We start from the raw sequence: 15,779 nt of genomic DNA on the forward strand, positions 1-15,779 counted from the left end.
CGACGACGACCCGCGCGACAGACACCATCCGTGACACCGCTCGTGCCGTGTGAGGGCCCGTCCGCGGTACGAGCGCGCGTCGAGAGCCGCTGGAGGCCGCTGTGTCCCGACCGTGCATCGCCCTGATCGCCGACCCCACCTCGCCCGAGGGCTGCCGTGAGTATCTCGCCGACGCCGTGGAACTGCTCACCGGCGCCCCGCCCGTCCGGGTCGACTCCCGGCACTTCGCGACCGGCGGAACCGGCCGCGGCGTCCGTGACGGCGGCCGGTTACGGCTCCGGGTCCCCGAGGAGCGGCTGGACTTCGTACCCGACGTCGTCCTGCTCTACGAGATCCCGCCGCACCACCGGCAGGCCCTCGCCGGCTTCCAGGAGCTGCTGGAGAACCACGACGTGGTGACCCTGGCCGCCGGACCCGACGCCTGGCGGACCGCGACCGAGAAGAACCTCACCGTCGAACGCTTCGTCCGGGACGGTGTCGCCCAGATGGAGACCGCCGTGCTGTCCCGGCCCTCCCCGCGGGAGGCGGCCGACGCGTTCGACCGGCTCGGCCGCGACACCTGGGCCCGGCCCGTCGTCGGCACCGGCGGCAACGACACCTTCCACGTCACCGACCCCGCCCAACTGGAGCTCGCCGCCGCCTACTACGCCGAGCGCGGCACCGACTGGCTGCTCTCCCGGGACGCGGGCAACTTCACCGCCGACGGCCGGCGCCACCAGTTCCGTGTCTTCGTCCTGGGCGACCGTGTCGTGCACGCCCGCGAGCACCTCCAGCCGGAGACCGACACCCCGTGCAACACCTGCCAGGGCGCCACCGCCGTCCATATCGCCCCCCAGGACCTCCAGCCCCGGCTCGCCGAACTCGCCGTCGCTGCCACCGCCTCGATCGGGCTTCCCTTCGCCGGTGTCGACCTGGCCGCGGAGAACGGCGGGGTCGTCTTCGAGGTCAACGTCCAGCCCGCCTTCGTCGACGGCGAGCTGGAGCTCCGGGCGGTGGCCGTGCCGTACGTCCAGGCGCACCTGGACGCCTTCGCGCTCGCCTGCGGCGGCCCGTCCCGGGGGCTCACAGCTTCAGCGTGAACCAGGTCGTCTTGCCCTCGTCCGTCGGCCGCACCCCCCAGCCGGCGGCGAGGGCACGGACCAGGATCAGACCGCGGCCCGACTCCGCCTCCTCGACCGCCATCCGTGGCTGGGGGAGCTGCGGACTGGGGTCGCTGACCTCGACCGTGAGGTCGGTGGCGGTGCGGTGCAGATGCAGGGCGATCGGGCCCTCGGAGTGCCGCACGGCGTTCGTCAGCGTCTCCGACAGCAGCAGGAGCGCGTCGTCGGCCCGTTCCGTGCAGTTCCACGAGGTCAGCGCCTTGTGCAGAAAGGCCCGTCCTTCCGGCACGGAGGCCGGGGCGGCCGGGAAGTGCGTGGTGACGGCGGCCAGGGGCGCGGCCGGCAGCTGCGCGAGCAGCAGGGTCACGTCGTCGTTGTGGCCGTCGGCGTCCGGCAGCAGACCGGCCAGGACATGGTCGGCCGCGGCCTCCAGACAGGGTGTTGCGACGAACAACTTGTTCAGCAGCAGGGTCAGTTCGCCGATCCGTACCTCGATGTCGCTGCCCGGTGTCTCGATCAGGCCGTCCGTGTACAGCACCAGGGTGGCTCCGGGCGCTATCTCCGAACTGGACTGCTCGTACAGGATGTCGCCCACGCCGAGCGGAGCGTTGACCGGACAGGGCAGGGCGTTGACGCCCTCGTCCACCCCGGCGACCAGTACCGGCAGATGTCCCGCCGAGCACACCGTCACCGTGCCCGCGTCCGGGGCGATCACCAGATAGCAGCAGGTGACGAGCTGGTCGGGCACGTCGAGGTCTCCGACGCAGGTGTCCAGCGCCTGCATCAGCTGCCGGGGCTGCATACCGGTCTTGGCCAGCGCGTGCGCGGCCGACCGCAACTGGCCCATCACGGCGGCCGCTTCCAGCCCGCGGCCCATCACGTCGCCTATCAGCACCCCTACCCGGTCGGCGCCCAGCGGGATCAGGTCGAACCAGTCGCCACCCACGCCGGCGCCCTGGGTGGCGGGCCGGTAGCGACTCGCGGTGGCCAGACCGGGCAGGGCGGGCGGCGTGCCCATCAGACTGCGCTGGAGCGTCAGGGCGATGTGCCGCTGCTGTTCGTACAGGGCTTTGAGTTCGGCCTCCGCGCGCTTGCGGTCGCTGATGTCCCGCACGATCGCGCACGCCCCGACCACGGCGCCGTGGGTGTCCCGGGTCGGCCACAGCGTCACGTCCACGTCGCGCAGCGCTCCGGTGCTGGTCATCCGCAGCGTCTCGTAGTGCTCGACCTTCTCGGCGTGCCGCAGCCGCTGGAGCAGCTCGCGGATCTCGCCCCGCAGCTCCGGCGGGGCCAGCAGCGAGATGTGCCGGCCGATGGCCTCCTCGGCCGTGTAGCCGTACAGGCGCTGCGCGGCCGCGTTCCAGTAGGTGACGTACCCGTCGAGGGTGTGGGCGAGGATCGCGTCCTGCGACGACTCCACGAGCGCCGCGAGCTCGTTGATGCGCGCCTCGGCCGCCTTGCGGTCGCTGACGTCGCGCACGGCCGCCGACACCAGGAGCCCGTCCGCCGTCTCCAGCGGGCTGAGGCTGATCTCGACGGGGAACTCCGTGCCGTCCTTGCGCAGCCCGTGCAGTTCGAGCCCGGCGCCCATCGGACGCACCTGGCGGTTGGCCGTGTACCCGCTCCGGTGCGCGGTGTGCTGGCCGTGGAACCGGTGCGGGATGAGCAGCTCGACCGGCTGGCCGAGCAGTTCCTCGCGGCCGTGCCCGAACAGGGCCTCGGTCTGGGCGTTGACGAGCCTGATGATGCCGGAGTCGTCGACGATGACCATGGCGTCCGGCGCCGCCTCCAGCAGCCCCCGGAACCTTTCCTCGGCCCCGCCGACCGCGCCCTGGGACGGGGGCGCTCCGCAGCCGCACCGTTTCTGCCGGGCCTTCTGCTTCACGTTCTGCCCGGCCTTCTGCTTCACGCTGCGTTTCGCGGTGCCCGCTCCCGCGTCTGCCCCCGTGTCCGCGCGCCGCGCTGGTTCAGCCCGCATCACGTCGGCCATCTTCCACCTCATCCCGCACGACGAATCAGGCCATCCCACCGCCTCCGGCCCGCCCGCGCCGCGCGTTGTCGCTTACTGTCCGCCCCCTGTCCGAACCTGAACGCGACCGAACCGATCAGGATTCGAGAAGCGCCGGTCATCGGGTCACGGATAGCGTTGCGTCGGTCAGATCGAGCCAGGCGACGCCCGAGCCCGCGAAGGCGGTCGCGAGCAGCAGATGGAGAGACGATGAGCATGGCCAAGAAGACGGACGCGCCGCCTGCGCAGCAGCACATCGCCGACAGCCACGGTCTGATCCGCGTGCACGGGGCCAGCGAGAACAATCTCAAGGACGTCAGCATCGAGATCCCGAAGCGCCGGCTGACGGTGTTCACCGGCGTCTCCGGCTCGGGCAAGAGCTCACTGGTGTTCGACACGATCGCCGCGGAGTCGCAGCGGCTGATCAACGAGACCTACAGCGCGTTCGTCCAGGGCTTCATGCCGACGCTGGCCCGGCCCGAGGTCGACGTGCTCGAAGGGCTGACGACCGCGATCATCGTCGACCAGCAGCGGATGGGGTCCGACCCCCGCTCCACCGTCGGCACGGCAACGGACGCCAACGCGATGCTGCGCATCCTCTTCAGCAGGCTCGGTCGGCCGCACATCGGGCCGCCCACCGCGTACTCCTTCAACACCGCCTCGGTCCGGGCGAGCGGCGGGATCACCGTCGAGCGCGGCACCAAGAAGACGGTGAAGGCGACCTACTCCCGTACCGGCGGCATGTGTGTCCGCTGCGAGGGCCGCGGCACGGTCTCCGACATCGACCTCACCCAGCTCTACGACGACAGCAAGTCGCTCAACGAGGGCGCGCTCACCATCCCCGGCTACAGCATGGACGGTTGGTACGGCCGTATCTTCGGCGGCTGCGGATTCTTCGACCCGGACAAGCCGATCCGCAGGTTCACCAAGAAGGAGCTGCACGACCTCCTGCACAAGGAGCCGACGAAGATCAAGGTCGACGGCATCAACCTGACGTACGAGGGGCTGATCCCGAAGATCCAGAAGTCGATGCTCGCCAAGGACATCGACGCGCTCCAGCCGCACATCCGGGCGTTCGTGGAGCGGGCGATGACGTTCACCGTCTGTCCCGAGTGCGACGGCACCCGGCTCAGCGAGGGCGCCCGGTCCTCGAAGATCGACAAGGTCAGCATCGCCGACGCCTGTGCGATGCAGATCAGCGACCTGGCCGCATGGGTGCGCGGCCTCGCCGAGCCGTCGGTGGCGCCGCTGCTCACCGCGCTCCAGCACACCCTCGAGTCGTTCGTGGAGATCGGTCTCGGCTACCTCTCGCTCGACCGGCCGTCGGGCACGCTGTCCGGCGGCGAGGCGCAGCGCGTCAAGATGATCCGTCACCTCGGCTCCTCGCTCACCGATGTCACCTACGTCTTCGACGAGCCCACCACGGGCCTGCACCCGCACGACATCAGCCGGATGAACGACCTGCTGCTGCGGCTGCGGGACAAGGGCAACACGGTGCTCGTCGTGGAGCACAAGCCGCAGACCATCGCGATCGCCGACCACGTCGTCGATCTCGGCCCCGGGGCCGGCACGGCGGGCGGCACCGTCTGTTTCGAGGGCACCGTCGAGGGGCTGCGGTCCGGCGACACCATCACCGGCCGCCATCTCGACGACCGGGCCGCCGTCAAGGAGAGCGTGCGCAAGCCCACCGGCACGCTGGAGATCCGCGGCGCGACGGCGCACAACCTGCGCAATGTCGACGTCGGTGTCCCGCTCGGGGTGCTCTGTGTGGTCACCGGTGTGGCGGGCTCCGGCAAGAGCTCGCTCGTGCACGGGTCGATCCCGGCCGGAGCGGGCGTGGTGTCGGTCGACCAGGGCGCGATCCGCGGCTCCCGACGCAGCAACCCGGCGACCTACACCGGCCTGCTCGACCCGATCCGCAAGGCGTTCGCGAAGGTCAACGGCGTGAAACCGGCGCTGTTCAGCGCCAACTCCGAGGGCGCCTGCCCCACCTGCAACGGCGTCGGCGTCGTCTACACCGACCTGGCGATGATGGCGAGTGTGGCCACCACCTGCGAGGAGTGCGAGGGGAAGCGGTACCAGGCCGCGGTCCTCGAGTACCACCTCGGCGGCCGCGACATCAGCGAGGTGCTCGCGATGCCGGTGAGCGAGGCCGAGGAGTTCTTCGGCGCCGGTGAGGCGAGCACGCCGGCCGCGCACCGCATCCTGGGCCGGCTCGCCGACGTAGGGCTCGGCTACCTCAGCCTCGGTCAGCCGCTCACCACGCTGTCCGGCGGCGAGCGGCAGCGGTTGAAGCTGGCCACCCACATGGGCGAGAAGGGCGGTGTCTACGTACTCGACGAGCCGACCACCGGCCTGCACCTCGCCGACGTCGAGCAGTTGCTCGGCCTGCTCGACCGGCTCGTCGACGCCGGCAAGTCGGTCATCGTCGTCGAGCACCACCCGGCGGTGATGGCGCACGCCGACTGGATCATCGACCTCGGTCCCGGCGCGGGTCACGACGGCGGCCGGATCGTCTTCGAGGGCACCCCCGCCGATCTCGTCGCCGCCCGGTCCACCCTCACCGGCGAACACCTCGCGGACTACGTCGGCGCCTGACCGAGGCACCCGCAGGCACGGGGAGCGGGCCCTCAGGGGCGGGTGCAGCGGGGCGGGCCGTCAGGGGTGCAGCGGGGCGGGCCGTCACGACCGTGACGGCCCGCCCCGCTCGACTCCTCCCGTGTGGCCTGGTGCGACCGGCCCCGGGCGCCCTTCGGCTCGGCTCGGCCCGCCGGTCCGGGTCAGTGGGATCCGATACCGCCCCCGCCGAAGGAGCCACTGCTGCCGCGGCTCCAGCGCGGCCGTGTCTTGTCCCCGCTCGACCGGGTCTGCATGTTGGTCAGCTCGTAGGGCGTGAGGGGACGGCCGCCCTTCGGCGTCCGTGGCACCTCGTCGGGTTCCCGGTTCTCGCGTATCTCGTGCACCGCGCCGTCCGGCGGGAGGTGCGGCTGTTCCTCGGGGCGCGGCCGGGCCGGCTCGCGCGACTTCACACGCGTGCCCAGCCAGAAGCTGCCCCCCAGCACGGCGAGGACGGCCATCGCGACCACGAACAGCACGAGGCTGAGCAGGCCGCTCGCGGCGGCCAGCTGAACGCTTGCGGTAGTCATATCAGGCGAATACCCACCAAATAGGGCATGAATCCGTCATCCAGGTATGAACCCGCCGTTCCGGCCTTGCGGCCCTCCGTGGACGGCATCTCGCGATCTCGCGCGCGGCGGCGCGCGGCAGTGCGCGACGCCCGGCGCCGCCTCCGGGCAGGTCCACGGGTTTCGTGCCGCCGCGCCCGGCTACCCGTCATGGGTGACTCCGACGACATCTCAGACGTACCAGACATCGCAACAGGAGCTCTTCCGGTTCCTGGAGGACCGCTTCGCCTGTGCCCAGGCGTGCACCGAGTGCGCGCGGGAGAGTGCGCTGCGCGCGAGCCTCGTGGATCCGGACGGCACCGACGATCAGGCGCTGCTGCGCCGCAAGGGCATCATGTGCGCGGAGGTGTGCGACGCGACCTGCCGCGTGCTGTCCGAGGACAACCGCCTGGACGAGGCCGGCATCCGCGCCCAGCTGGAGTGGTGCCGGACCGTGTGCCTGGAGACCGCCCACGTCTTCGACAAGCACCCCGGAGCCGAGGAGGGCGCTGCCGCCTGCCGCGCCTGTGCCGAGGCCTGCACGGAGTTCATGGCCACGCTGGCCTGAGACCCCCGCGCCCGGGAACCGAAGGGAGCGAGCCCCTGCCATTCCCAATTTCTGAAACACGTTCTACCGTGTGCGCCGTCAGGACCGGCCTTGGGAGCCAGGAGGCGCCGTGCACCTCGACCACACGCCCGAGCAACTGCGACTGCGCACCGAACTGCGCGCCTACTTCGCCGAACTGGTGCCGCACAACGCCTACGCCCGGCACATCGACCCGGTCGCCGCGAAGCGCTTCTACCGCAAGACGATCCGCCGGCTCGGCGCGGACGGCTGGCTCGGCGTCGGCTGGCCCGAGGAGTACGGCGGCCGCGGCCTCACCCCGATCGAGCAGTTCGTCTTCTTCGACGAGGCCGCCCAGGCCGGCGTGCCGCTGCCGCTGATGGCGCTGAACACGGTCGGACCGACGATCATGCGGTACGGCACCGACGAGCAGAAGGCGTACTTCCTGCCGAAGATCCTCGCCGGTGAGATCGACTTCGCGATCGGCTACAGCGAACCCGACGCGGGCACCGACCTCGCCGCCCTCAAGACGCGCGCGGTGCGCGAAGGCGACACGTACGTCGTCGACGGGCAGAAGATCTGGACGACCAACGGCGACACCGCCGACTGGGTGTGGCTCGCGGTGCGCACCGACCCCGAGGCCCCGCCGCACAAGGGCATCACCATGCTCCTCGTGCCGACCGGCGACCCCGGATACTCCTGCACGGTGATCCGCACCCTCGCCTCGCACGACACCACCGCCAGCTACTACGAGAACGTCCGCGTCCCCGTCTCGCGGCGCGTCGGCGCCGAGAACCAGGGCTGGCGGCTGATCACCAACCAGCTCAACCACGAGCGGGTGACCCTCGCCGCGCACGGCACGATGGCGATCCGCGCCCTGCACGACGTGCAGCGCTGGGCGACGGAGACCAAGCTCGCCGACGGCCGCCGGGTCGTCGACCTGCCCTGGGTGCGCCGCCTGCTCGCCCGGACCCATGTGAAGCTCGACGCGCTCAAGCTTCTCAACTGGCAGATGGTCGGCGCCCTCCAGAACGGCACCCTCACCCCGCAGGACGCCTCCGCCGTCAAGGTCTACGGCTCGGAGGCCCGCCGGGACGCCTACGCCTGGCTGATGGAGGTCGTCGCCGCCCCCGGCGCACTCCAGGAGGGATCGGCGGGCGCCGTGCTGCACGGCGAACTCGAACGCGGCTACCGGTCCGCCGTGATCTTCACCTTCGGCGGCGGCAACAACGAGATCCAGCGGGAGATCATCTCGTGGATCGGCCTGGGGATGCCGCGGGTACGGCGTTAGCCTGTCTGTGACGAGGCTTTTTAGTCTGTGGGATCAGGATGACGGCCGAGCCGTGATGCGGCAGTTGGCACTTCGCCGCGAGCACTGGAAACGCCGTCGACTGCGACTTCGCGGCGATGGCGGCTCCAACTCAAGATCGAGAACTTACCGCCTGGCAGGCTGAGAGTTCTCCGCTGGCGCCGCGTCCGAGGTTGCCCGTGGGGTACACCATCGGCAGCCGCCGTTCTGGCGGGGATCTTGGAGATGCTGTTCGCGGACTCGAGGCCGGTGGATGACTGATCCCAGATCGCTGTCGTTCTCGTGCAGGCCGGCGGATGCGAGCAGGAATTGGGTCACGGCTTCGCCGGCGGCGAGTGTGTTCAAAGGCATCACGCTGGGCGCGGGTACACCGGGGACGTACCGGGCTTGCTCGCGCTCGGTCTCGGGGTGCATCTCGATGGCGAGTTCGGTCGGGTCGATGAGGCCGTTGCACCACATGCAGCCGATGCCCGGGGCGATCAAGCGTGTGGCGGTGTGGATCTGCCCGACGTCACCGTCTGGGGAGACGGGGATCTTCACGCCGACTTGAGTGGCGGGGATGAGGAACTCGTGGACGACGGCGTTGACCCAGTGCCGGGCTGAGTGGCTGTCGGCGGCCAGGTGGACCTGGTCGAGGCCGAAGTGGCAGTGGACGGCGAGGTAGGACAGGCGGATCAGCGGACAAGCCATCGGTGGCCTCGTCTTCACCCCTCACGCCAGCGCAGGCGAGTTCTCCCGCGTCGACCTCGCCAGCCATGAACGCGGCTACACCACCCTGTAGCCTGCTGAGCGCCGGAGGCGATGAGCGGATGCTGTGAGGGAGCGACCGGTCGTGGACCCGGCATGAGCAAATGGCCGTGTCTGCAGCACGACCCCGACCTGGCTCACGGCGGACCTCAGCCCCACCGAAGCCCTGCGGATACTGTGCGCCAACCCAGCGCGACTGTTTGCCTGGACGCCCTTTCGTCGCGCGGGCCGACCGACGACGTACAGGGCCGCACTCAGGCACGGCTGAGCATGGTGGGGCCGCCTTCCACGGCCAGGGCACCGGCGAACGGTGACCGCCGAGCTGACGTTTCCAAGGGCGTTGTGCGAGCGTGAAGGTGCGGGGAGCGCGGCTTGGCCCGGGTTCAGGACCCAAGGAACTCGAGTGCCCTTGCCACGAATTCATCGTGGTACTGGAAGATCCCCCCGTGTCCGGCATCCGGGTAGAGGGGCACGAGTTCGCTCCGGGGCAGGCGGGCGGCCAGGTCGAGTGTGTTGTGGCTGGGCACCATGCGGTCGTTCTCGCCGTTTGCCACGAGCACCGGTTGGCGAATCTCCGACAGGTCCGACGGCGCCTGGCGGCCCCATTGTTTGATGGCCTTCAGCTGGGCTCGGAACGCCGGCAACGAGATGTCCTTGTCGCGGTGGTGCGTGCGCTCCTTCAGCCGTTCCAGGAAGGCCCGTCCCGCCCGCCGACCGCCCTCGGTTTCGGCGAAGAAGAGGGAGAGCTTGGGATCCTGGCGGGTCAGGGCGCCCTTGAGCGTGGCCTGGATGGTGAGCGCCGGGACCTTGTCGATGCCGGTGCCCCCGGCGGGGCCTGTGCCCGCCAGGACGACCTTGCGGATGAGGTGAGGTTCTTGTTCCGCGATGACCTGTGCGATGAAGCCGCCCATCGACAGGCCGAGCAGATCGACCTGGTCGAACCCGAGGGCTCGGATGAACAGCACCGCGTCGCGGGCCATCGCCTCGATCGTGTCCGGTGTGGAGCCGCTCGATCCGCCCACCCCGCGGTTGTCGAAGGCGATGACCCGGCGTCGTGCGGCGAGTCCGTCGACGACGCGCGGGTCCCAGTTGTCCAGGACCCCGGCCAGGTGGATCAGGAGGATCAGCGGTACGCCGTCCTCGGGGCCGAGTTCCCGGTAGGCGAAGTCCTCGCCGTGGACGGACACGGAGCGGGTCGGCGCGTTCCGGTACGACGACGACGGCGAGGAGGACGGTGAATTCCGCGGTGTGTTCATGTCCAGGTCCTTCTGTAGCGAGTTTCAGAGCACTTCTCGTTGCCGCGGGTGGTGCTGTGCCGGCGCCCGCGGAGCGCCTTGACCGGTCGGTGCTCCCTCACGTCATCTTGAGGACGACCTTGCCTGCCTTCGCGCGCCCTGTCTCGAGGTACTCCAGCGCTTCTGGGGCCGACTCGAACGAGAACACGGTGTCGACGACGGGCCGGATCCTGCCGGCCTCGATGAGCGGGGTGAGCTCGCGCAGCTGGTCCCCGCTGGCCTTCTTGAACAGGAACGAGTACGTCACGTTCCGCCGCCGGGCGCGTCGCCGGATCCGGGAACATAGCGCGGACATCACCAGCCGGATCACCGGATTCGCTCCCAGTTCCCTGCCGAAAGCGGCATCAGGAGGGCCCGAGACAGTGATGGCCTGTCCGCCAGGCTCGAGCACGTCCAGGAACTTCAGAAGCGTCTCGCCGCCGAGCGAGTCCAGGACGACGTCATAGTCGTGCAGCACGGTCTCGAACGCCTGCTTCTTGTAGACGACGACAACGTCCGCGCCGAGCCGCTTCACCAGGCCGACGTTGGCCGTGCTCGTGGTCGTCGCCACGTGGGCACCCAAGTGCTTCGCCAGCTGGATGGCGATGGTGCCCAGGCCGCCGGAGCCCGCGTGGACGAGGACTCTCTGGCCCGGCTGGATGTTCGCCCGTTCGACCAGCGCCTGCCACGAGGTCAGGGCGACCAGGGGAAGGAACGCCGCCTCCTCCGTGGTCAGCGTGGCCGGCTTGATCGCGACGTCGTCCTGGTGCACCGCGATGAGTTCGGCGAACGTGCCGATCCGGTCCTTGTCGGGCCGCGCGAAGACCTCGTCGCCCACCGCGAAGCGCGTGACGGCCGCGCCTACTTCGACCACGATTCCGGCGAGGTCGTTGCCCAGGACGACCGGGAGCCGGTACGGCAGGATCACCTTCAGCTCCCCGTTCCGGATCATGCGGTCGAGCGGGTTGACGGTCGCGGAATGAATCCGGACCAGCGCGTCGTCCGCGCCGCGCCCACCTCCGGGTCCGGCACCTCACCGGCCCGCACGCCGGCCTTGTCGCCGTAGCGCTCTACCGTGAGGGCCCTCATCGTCGTCTCCGTATCTCGTCCGCAGTGGACGGGGGTGATGTGCCTCGCGGGATTCCTGGGCATCCCAGGTTTCCCTGGGGGACGGACGCCACAGCCCTTGACATTATGATCGTAATGCTAAATGGCGGGCCGGTGGACCGCAAGGGACAAAGTTCTCTTCGCCGGCGCCCGATGCGCTGCACCGACACTGTCGGCCAGGTCGCATAGCGGCGGGTGCCGACCCATGCCGGCCGGCTCGTTCTGATCACCCCGGCATCCGCCTTGCCGAGCACTGAGGCGGCGCTGACCGAGGGTCATTGAATTGCACTCATAATGCTGTGCACGGAGACGATGGATCGCAAGCGAGCCCTCGCAGTCGACCGCACTCCACGACGCGCAATGAACACCCCCGAGCGAGGGGCACCGCGCCACCCGGCATGGCACCTCGCCGCCGAACGGGCAGTCACCGGAGCCTCGAATCTATTGAAGTACGATCGGAATACAATATGACGAGGGTGCCCGTCAGGAGCAAGCAGCCCCTCCGACGAGCAAAGGAGCGCGCCGTGCGCTACGGGAAAGAGCACAAGCAGGCGACCCGGCAGCGGATCATCGAGGCGGCCGGACGCCGGTTCAAACGGGACGGCATCGACGGCTCGGGCATCTCAACCCTCATGACGGACGCGGGGCTGACCAACGGCGCCTTCTACACCCATTTCACGTCGAAAGACGACCTCGTGGCCACCGCGGTCGCCGACCAATTGCAGGCGCAGAACGCGAGCATCGTCGCGCAGGCGGCACCCGGGCGCGCAGGACTTGAGCAGATCGTGCGCTGGTACCTGTCCGCCCAGCATCGCGACAGCTCCGACGACGGCTGCCCCTCCGCCGCCCTGCTCGACGAAATCCGGCGCTGCACAGACCCGACCAAGCAGGCCTACACCGACGGCGTACTGATGGTCATCGACGGCATCGCCGCCCGCCTGGCACCCGACGATCCCCTCTCGGTCCGCGCCAAGGCGCTCGGCGCCTACGCCATGATGGCCGGGACACTCCAGCTCTCCCGAGCCCTCACCGACCGGCAGCTTGCCGACGAACTGCTCGAACAGGGCATCCACAACGCCTTCGCCCTGCTGGGCGTGGAGCATGGGCACTCCAGCCCCGCGATGTGACACACCCGCACCCCCTTGGACAATTCCGACCCAGAACTCGGTCGACCTGGCGCGGCGAGTGCCGAACGGTGAGTTGGTCCTCTGCCCCGACGCCGGCCATGGCGGCATCTTCCAGTTCCACGGGCAGTTCGTGGAGACGGCTCTCGAGTTCATCGAGCGGTAAAAGGCGTGCGTGCGGTCGTAGTCTGGGCCGAGGGTGGTGCCTCAGGGGCGTGGCGCCCTTTGGGTGAGCGGCTCGAGGCGCCCGTTCACTGACGCGACCTCGCCTTCCGCCTCACCCCATGAACGCGAGAGCGTTCTCGATCCCCAGCTCAAGGATCTCATCGGCGCGCTTCTGGTCGGACAGGACGCGGGACAGCTGCATCGTCCCCACCAGCATGGTGAACAGCCCGATGGCCTTGGCCTGAGCGGACCGAGGGTCCTCGGGTGTCAGGCGGGCGGAGATCTCCTCCAGGATGGCCCGCGCGCCGTCGCTGTAGGCCTGCCTGGTCCCGTCCTCGCAGCGGCCGATCTCGTCGAGAAGGGCGGCGGAGGGGCATCCGAGGCCGGGGTTGTCCCGGTGCTCGGGGGACAGGTACTCGCGAATGAGGTCCTCGAGTCCCGGGCGGCCGGGTCGCAGGGTGCCGTACCTCGCGATCTGCGTGTGCAGTTCCTCGGCCACGACATGGGCGACGAGGTCGTCCTTGGATGCGAAGTGGGCGTAGAAGGCTCCGTTGGTGAGCCCCGCGTCCGCCATCAGCGTGGAGATGCCCGAGCCGTCGATGCCGTCCTGCTTGAACCGGTGGCCGGCCTTCTCGATGATGCGTCGCCGCGTCACCTGCTTGTGCTCCTTGGCGTAGCGCACCACGAGCTTCCTCCGTTCGCTCGGTAAGGCCCATGCTTCGCACTCAAGGGTAATCCATGGCCTGACGCGCGTAATATCATGACCGGCGTGCCCATGACCGGCGTGCCCATGTCCGGCGTGCCCATGTCCGGCGTGCTCACGACCGGATGCGGGCACCGGGTCCGAGTCGGGCGGTGACTTCCGCGGCGGTAAGGGTGGAGTGTTCCGCGGAGCACTCGACGATGACGCGGACCGGGGCGTCGCAGTCGGTGTGACGGATGTCCAGTACGGGCCCCTCGGCGTCGAGGGTGTACGCCTCGCCCCACTGGCTCAGTGCCATCAGGACGGGCCACAGGTCCCAGCCCTTGCGGGTCAGTCGGTACGCGTTGCGGGAGCGGCTGCCCGGCTCCTGGTAGGGGACGGTCCTCAGGACGCCGGCTGCGATCAGCTTGCGGAGGCGGTCGCTGAGGACGGCCTCCGACAGGCCGATATGGCGGTGGAAGTCGTCGAAGCGGCGGACTCCGTTGACGGCGTCACGCAGGATCAGCAACGTCCATTTCTCTCCGATCACGTCGAGCGTGCGCTGGACGGGGCAGTTCTCCGTGCTCGCCAGTGAGCCTCGGCGGCGACCGGTATCGGTCTGGCCGTGATGCCGGACTCCCTCGATCTCGGCGCAGAACGCCGGAGTGCGAGGTGAAACGACTGCGGAGCACGTCGGTGGCAGCCCGGTGACTCCTCGGGTCGCCGGCTGCCGTGCGCCGCAGTCGTGCCCAGGCGCCCGAAGGATGATGATTCCTTCGGGCGCCGTGCTCTTCGTCAGGCGGCGTGGGTGGGGTAGTCGGTGTAGCCGGCCGCGCCGCCGCCGTAGAAGGTGTTGGGGTCGGGGGTGTTCAGGGGTGCGCCGGAGCGTACGCGCTCGACGAGGTCGGGGTTGGCGAGGGCCATGGTGCCGACGGTGACGACGTCGGCCAGACCGTCCTCGATGTCCTTGGCGCGGGTGGCGATGTCGGCGCCGGCCCGGTTGAGGATCAGCGTGGTCGGCCACAGCTTGCGGAGGGTGGAGAGGAGTTCCTCGTCGTTGCCGTGGCCGATGTGGAGGTAGGCGAGGTTGAGGGGGGCGAGGGCGCGCAGGAGGTGCGGGTAGAGCTCGTGGGGGTCGCTCTCGGCGAGGTCGTTGATCTGGAAGGGGTTGCCGGGAGAGATGCGGATGCCGGTGCGGCCGGCGCCGATCTCGTCGGCCACGGCCGTGGCGACCTCCACCGCGAAGCGGATGCGGTTGTCGAGGGATCCCCCGTACCGGTCGGTGCGCTGGTTGGTGCTGGGGAAGAGGAACTGGTTGACCAGGTAGCCGTTGGCCCCGTGGATCTCGACGCCGTCGGCACCGGCCGCGATGGCGGCCGCCGCGGCGCGCCGGAAGTCGTCGACCGTCGCGGCGACCTCCTCGGTGGTCAGCTCGCGCGGCACCGGCATCTCCTGGAGCCCGGACGGGGTGAACGTCAGGCCCGTCGGCTTGATCGCGGAGGGGGCCACCGGCCGGCGGTGGTGCGGCGTGTTGTCCGGGTGGGAGATCCGCCCGACATGCATCAGCTGGATGACGATGCGTCCGTCGGCCTTGTGTACGGCGTCGGTGACCTTGCGCCAGCCGGCGATGTGATCCTCGGTGTAGATGCCCGGGGTCACCGGGTAGCCCTGGCCGTCGGCGGAGGGCTGGGTGCCCTCGGTGATGATGAGCGCGTGCGAGGCGCGCTGGGCGTAGTACTCGGCGTTCAGCTCGGTCGGCACGCCGTCCGGGGTGGCCCTGCTGCGGGTCAGGGGGGCCATGGCCAGCCGGTGCGGCAGGGTGATCTCTCCGACGACGGTCGGGTTCCACAGGGCGTTGAGCATGGGTGATTCCTCAGGTGATGGGTGGTGGTTCCAAAAGGGCCGGGGGACACCGCGTGGACGTGGACACCGGGCTCTTCTGCTTCCGGGTCCGAAGACGCACCCGCCCTGCGCCCGCCGACCGAGTCGGCATCGGCCTATCAAATTACGATCGTAATGTTATGCGGTCGGGTGGGCTGTGGCAAGTGGGTCCCGGCATGGGGCACGAAGCCGCGCGGCGCAGCTCGCGCAAGAACCTCACGCCAGAGCGGATGGGAGTTCTGCAACGGAAGCTGGAATCGCCTGCTCCGCCCAGATGACCTTGCCCTCGCGGTTGTGCCGTGTGCCCCAGTGCTCGGTGGGGTGGGCGACGAGGAGCAGGCCGCGGCCGCCCTCGTCGAAGACCCGGGCACGGCGCAGGTGCGGGGCGGTGCTGCTGGTGTCGGAGACTGCGCGCGTCAGGGCGGACTGAAGGATCATCCGCAGTTTGATGGGGCTCTTGCCGTTGCGGATGGCGGTCGTCACCAGTGCGTTGACCACGAGTTCGCTGACCACGAGTTCGGTGGTGAAGGCCAGTTCCTCCAGCCCTCAGGCGGTCAGTTGATCGGATGCCTGGACGCGGGCCGTGGAGACGACTGCCGGGTCGCTGGGGAGACCCCAGGTCGCGACATGGTCGGCGTCAAAGGCTCCGGTGG

At 69.8% G+C, this 15,779-nt stretch carries 12 protein-coding genes and 2 pseudogenes; 5 read left to right on the plus strand and 9 right to left on the minus strand.

The genetic code is table 11. From position 1 onward, the window contains the following. Positions 1–101 precede the first annotated feature (101 nt). Positions 102–1,079, plus strand: a complete 978-nt coding sequence (locus tag OG933_RS39175; RefSeq protein WP_362521654.1) for an alpha-L-glutamate ligase — start codon at positions 102–104, stop codon at positions 1,077–1,079. Here the strand turns inward: OG933_RS39175 and OG933_RS39180 are convergent. Continuing rightward, positions 1,063–2,985: a PAS domain S-box protein gene (locus OG933_RS39180; protein WP_405633650.1), complete on the minus strand. Its 1,923-nt coding sequence runs from the start codon at positions 2,983–2,985 to the stop codon at positions 1,063–1,065. The two genes, OG933_RS39175 and OG933_RS39180, sit on opposite strands and share 17 nt — an antisense overlap. A gap of 333 nt (positions 2,986–3,318) precedes the next feature. On the opposite strand from OG933_RS39180, the gene OG933_RS39185 reads away from it, so the two are divergent. Continuing rightward, entirely contained in the window at positions 3,319–5,706 is a 2,388-nt protein-coding gene (locus OG933_RS39185; RefSeq protein ID WP_405631780.1) for an ATP-binding cassette domain-containing protein, read from the plus strand. A 182-nt stretch (positions 5,707–5,888) separates the two neighbouring features. Here OG933_RS39185 and OG933_RS39190 read toward each other — a convergent pair whose 3' ends face one another. Further along, positions 5,889–6,254: a DUF6479 family protein gene (locus OG933_RS39190; RefSeq protein WP_393821939.1), complete on the minus strand. Its 366-nt coding sequence runs from the start codon at positions 6,252–6,254 to the stop codon at positions 5,889–5,891. Positions 6,255–6,447: 193 nt separating this feature from the next. Between OG933_RS39190 and OG933_RS39195 the strand changes: the two genes are divergently transcribed. Together OG933_RS39195 and OG933_RS39200 are read left to right on the plus strand one after the other, a co-directional pair. Next, the gene (locus OG933_RS39195; protein ID WP_054240781.1) at positions 6,448–6,840 is read left to right on the plus strand and encodes a hypothetical protein; all 393 of its coding nucleotides are present in this window, start codon (positions 6,448–6,450) and stop codon (positions 6,838–6,840) included. Between the two features lie 109 nt (positions 6,841–6,949). Next, positions 6,950–8,128 carry an acyl-CoA dehydrogenase family protein gene (locus tag OG933_RS39200; protein ID WP_405631783.1) on the plus strand — a complete coding sequence of 393 codons (1,179 nt, stop codon included), beginning with the start codon at positions 6,950–6,952 and terminating at the stop codon, positions 8,126–8,128. A 144-nt stretch (positions 8,129–8,272) separates the two neighbouring features. Here the strand turns inward: OG933_RS39200 and OG933_RS39205 are convergent, their stop codons facing one another. The 3 genes and pseudogenes from OG933_RS39205 to OG933_RS39215 all read right to left on the minus strand — a co-directional run bounded on the left by OG933_RS39205 (position 8,273) and on the right by OG933_RS39215 (position 11,256). Beyond that, a complete protein-coding gene (locus OG933_RS39205; protein WP_405631786.1) occupies positions 8,273–8,836 on the minus strand; it encodes a hypothetical protein in 564 nt (187 codons plus the stop codon). A gap of 440 nt (positions 8,837–9,276) precedes the next feature. Further along, positions 9,277–10,149 (minus strand): alpha/beta fold hydrolase, encoded by an 873-nt coding sequence (locus OG933_RS39210; RefSeq protein WP_405631789.1) that lies wholly within the window; start codon positions 10,147–10,149, stop codon positions 9,277–9,279. Between the two features lie 97 nt (positions 10,150–10,246). Further along, positions 10,247–11,256: pseudogene (locus OG933_RS39215) on the minus strand (NADP-dependent oxidoreductase). A gap of 542 nt (positions 11,257–11,798) precedes the next feature. Between OG933_RS39215 and OG933_RS39220 the strand changes: the two are divergent. Beyond that, a complete protein-coding gene (locus OG933_RS39220; RefSeq protein ID WP_405631791.1) occupies positions 11,799–12,401 on the plus strand; it encodes a TetR family transcriptional regulator in 603 nt (200 codons plus the stop codon). Positions 12,402–12,675: 274 nt separating this feature from the next. Here the strand turns inward: OG933_RS39220 and OG933_RS39225 are convergent, their stop codons facing one another. From OG933_RS39225 to OG933_RS39240, 4 genes and pseudogenes are all read right to left on the minus strand, one after another. Then, a complete protein-coding gene (locus OG933_RS39225) occupies positions 12,676–13,248 on the minus strand; it encodes a TetR/AcrR family transcriptional regulator (RefSeq protein WP_405631793.1) in 573 nt (190 codons plus the stop codon). A gap of 133 nt (positions 13,249–13,381) precedes the next feature. Then, the gene (locus OG933_RS39230) at positions 13,382–13,795 is read right to left on the minus strand and encodes a winged helix-turn-helix transcriptional regulator (RefSeq protein WP_405631795.1); all 414 of its coding nucleotides are present in this window, start codon (positions 13,793–13,795) and stop codon (positions 13,382–13,384) included. A gap of 245 nt (positions 13,796–14,040) precedes the next feature. After that, entirely contained in the window at positions 14,041–15,108 is a 1,068-nt protein-coding gene (locus tag OG933_RS39235) for an alkene reductase (RefSeq protein ID WP_405631797.1), read from the minus strand. Between the two features lie 234 nt (positions 15,109–15,342). Then, positions 15,343–15,777, minus strand: a pseudogene (locus OG933_RS39240) (ATP-binding protein); the annotation flags it as partial. Positions 15,778–15,779: the final 2 nt, after the last annotated feature.

Origin of the sequence: Streptomyces sp. NBC_00016 (genome assembly GCF_045040885.1) — a bacterium.
Lineage (GTDB): Bacteria > Actinomycetota > Actinomycetes > Streptomycetales > Streptomycetaceae > Streptomyces > Streptomyces coriariae.